Annotated in this window: 4 protein-coding genes; all 4 read right to left on the reverse strand. The window is 29.5% G+C overall.

Translation table 4 applies throughout. The annotated features are described in order from the left end of the window. A partial coding sequence (locus tag TS70_RS01985; RefSeq protein ID WP_198049255.1) for a hypothetical protein occupies positions 1-564 on the reverse strand: 564 nt, incomplete at its 3' end. Between the two features lie 152 nt (positions 565-716). Further along, complete coding sequence (locus tag TS70_RS01990; RefSeq protein ID WP_198049256.1) at positions 717-875, reverse strand: hypothetical protein; 159 nt, start codon at positions 873-875, stop codon at positions 717-719. A gap of 72 nt (positions 876-947) precedes the next feature. After that, a complete protein-coding gene (locus TS70_RS08820) occupies positions 948-2,339 on the reverse strand; it encodes an Mbov_0396 family ICE element transmembrane protein (protein ID WP_443028831.1) in 1,392 nt (463 codons plus the stop codon). A gap of 640 nt (positions 2,340-2,979) precedes the next feature. Then, positions 2,980-3,378, reverse strand: a complete 399-nt coding sequence (locus TS70_RS02005) for a DNA cytosine methyltransferase (protein WP_198049259.1) — start codon at positions 3,376-3,378, stop codon at positions 2,980-2,982. Between the last annotated feature and the right edge of the window lie 147 nt (positions 3,379-3,525).

A 3,525-nucleotide genomic window follows, 5' to 3' on the forward strand; every position in this document is an offset into this window, starting at 1 on the left:
TGCTTCTTTTAATTTTAGTTCCATTTCTAAAATTTCTTTTTTTAAGCGTAAATTTTCATTTTCAAGGGTTAAGTCAGGTTTTATTTCTTGCTGCTTTTGCATTTCTTTTGCTTTTAAAGATTCCAATTCTGCTTTTAATTTAGCAATTTCTGTTTTTCTTAAAGGAATTTTTTCTTCATAAGATTTAATTAATTTGATTTGAGTACGATTTTTACCAAATTTTTCTACTTGTGCTTTATTAAATCTTAAATTATCTTCATCTTCTTCCAATTCTTTTTCTCTGATTTGAATGCGATATTCGAGAAAAGGAATTGCTCCGCTTTTATAGGCATCATATCATTCTCATACTTGATCTCAATGTTTTTGATTATATTCAGATCTTTTGGGGTGTAAATTCCCAATACCATCTACTTGTTTTAATCATTGATATTTAGCGGTTGTTGGGACACTACGACCAAACTTTTCTAATACCCACATGACATTATTTTTGTCATCATCATTTAATCTATCAATGCTTAGAGGGATATTATTAGTTTTTCCCCCCGAGTGCATCAATAATTGCACTATGAATTTCTCTCAAATGTTTTTTATTTTGCATTCTGGCAACGCGCTCTCAGTTGATTTCGCCACCTAATAATCGTCATAATCCCATAATTTATCACTCCTTTTTATTTATATTATACCGTATTTTTTGTTTTTGTCAGGTGTTTTTTAAATTATGACTTTTTCTTTTCTGCTTTTTTGGTAGCTTTTTCATCTCATTTTTTCTGTCTAGCGTCTGATTTATTATTGTGTTTTTCATATTTTTTAATTATATTACCTTGTTTTCTAATTTTTTTATTATGTCGCAATTCACTTTTTGCTGTTGGTTTCACATATGAAAAACTGTTTTTGCTAGTAAATTTGTTTTCTACTTTCCCTAGTTTTTTGTTTAAAGACTCTGTTTTTTAATCACTTAAATCTTTTGTATTTCTTTTATTTTCTTGATTTCCTTTGCTAGCCAATTGTGGATTCAATCTTTTACCAATTGCTTTAATTGGTGTTGCAATCCCAGTTCCAATTTGGCGGAAAAATCCTTTTGTTCCACCTCCGCGAGCTGCTCCCACTAGTTTACTTGTTGCTAGGGTTGTGACCCCAAGTCCAAAGCCTGCTAAGCCAACAATCCCAGCACGTGAACTCATTCCCTCAGTGGCGTGTCAGAAATGACGAAAGTCTAGCGGTTTTTCTTGACGAGATTGACTGCTTGCTGTTTCATTATCCCCTCAATCACCACCAGAACCCATCGCGTTCATTGTTTTTTCGTTCATTGCTCCGCCATTCATTAATGCTTGTTTGGCTCTTTTGCTTTTGGCAAATCCAAATGCTTTTCCTGCCATTTTACCAGCCCCCATTGCCATCATTCCACCAGCAACAGTTGATTTCATTGAACTCATTCCTTCGCGAACACCAGCTGCTTCACCAATTAAGTTAGCAACAACATCTGAAAACGCCATTACGGCTAAACCACCACCACACATCATCAGAATTACAAACAATGATTTTTCAATTCCCTCAATGCCTAATCCTGCTAAATTAGTGCTTAAAATTGTTTGAATTGTTGTCATAAAAATAAAATATCCTGTTAAAGTGGCAGTTGATGCTAGAAATTTTGCAATTACCATATCTTTTCAAATAAATGCTCCTTTACCATTGTCAATTGTCATAATCATCATTACTCATGGCGAAATAATAAATAAGAAAAACAGTTCAATTATTTTTTGTACCAAAACAATTCCTATCATAAACATTGCAAACAACATAAATCACACCCCAAAAACTTCGGCAATCATATTAAAATCACCAATATTGTCAGGATAAGAATAATTACTTGGTATATTATCACCGCTACCATCTCAATTGGTATTTCCGATATTGTATAGNTAGTTTGCAATATTTCCNTTTTCACCACCAAATCCCGATGTAATCATTTTGGCAATGTTAGCNATTGCAAAATTNGNCAAAAAGAAAAAGATTGGAATTAAAAAGATAAAAACAAACGCTTTACTACCATTTTGTAAAGCAACAATAAATTTTGTTTTTGTNTNGGTGGCATCTTGAAACAAAATTTTAATNATNGTAATTGTAAATATTAAGGAAAATAANCANANAGCCGTNATGACAAAATATCAAAATGCCATTGGGATATTTTGAAAACTAAATTCTTGTTTTGATCCAAACATTAAATCACCAACCACACCACCTGTTAAATAATTTAGAACGGTGTTAAATGATGCAATTAANTGCAATGGCCCTTGTACAAAAATNGATCATATTAGTTTATANAGTGCATTAANTATCATAATTTTTCACTTCCTTTCATTTTTTATCAACTATGTTCCAATNCTAGGGTTATATGTTTTGATAACTTGTAAAATAACATTCATAACAGCAATTACAACTAAAATTATAATAATTGCTATNATCGGNCATTTTAAAGCACTTAAATCNNTTCCTCTNGCNTCNGGATTATCAGCNTTTCGCATTATTGAAATTAAAATAATAATTAATTTTCAAATTGCAAAAATAACTGCTAAACCCATAAATACTCCTAAAACAACATTACTTCATAATATAATAACATCCATTATTCCACTAAAATCTGCTGTATTATTTCCTTTCATATTTTCGCCATCCTTTGTTATTTTAAAAATTTGTTTTTGTTAAATTTGTTTCTTTTTTGATAATAAATATTTTTCTTTTTTCGATAATGTTGCTGTTGATTATTAAAATAATTTTTAATATTGTTTTTCTTAGTCATTTTTTTCCTTTCGAAAGGTAAACAAAATAAATGCAATAATAAATCACCAAACATAAAATCACAATCAATTCCAAGGGAAATTAAAAACAAAATAGGGGGAATTACTAGCAACAAAATTCCAATAATAATTGTTAAAGGATATAAAAGTCATTTTCACCAAACTTTTCTTTTATTTTGCATCTTTAATTTTTCCTTTCTATTTGAAACATTGCTATAAAGTTTTTTTCTAACACATTAACAACAATACTATTGCCGGCTTGTTTATAAAGTTGGGTTTTTGAAACAACTTTGCTTGCTTTATTAAAATCTTTATTACTAAATCCCATTAATAATCAACATTCTCGTGGAGTTAAAACTCGTAAAAAGTATTTTTTTTCATCAATTAAAAAAGATAGTATTTTACTACTATCTTGTTCTTGTAATTTATGGTTATCAACGATGATTTTATTGATATTACTTGCTGCGATTGTTCCCATATAATTATTTCCTGTTTTTCAAAACCGATTATATGATCCATTAACTAGTAAACCATCTTTTGCTCTTGGTAAAACAATAAAATTACCATAATCCTTAATTGGCAATGCAATTTGTGGTGGTCTTCCGTGTGCTGTTGTAATGGTTGAAATAAGATTATTTTTTGTTATGTCATTAAAAATATTAACTTGATTAGACTTCTTGCAATACCCTTTTTTATTAAAATATTATTATAAAATATAATTTATGAGGAC

This window comes from Spiroplasma sp. hyd1, assembly GCF_016082235.1.
Lineage (GTDB): Bacteria > Bacillota_I > Bacilli_A > Mycoplasmatales > Mycoplasmataceae > Spiroplasma > Spiroplasma poulsonii.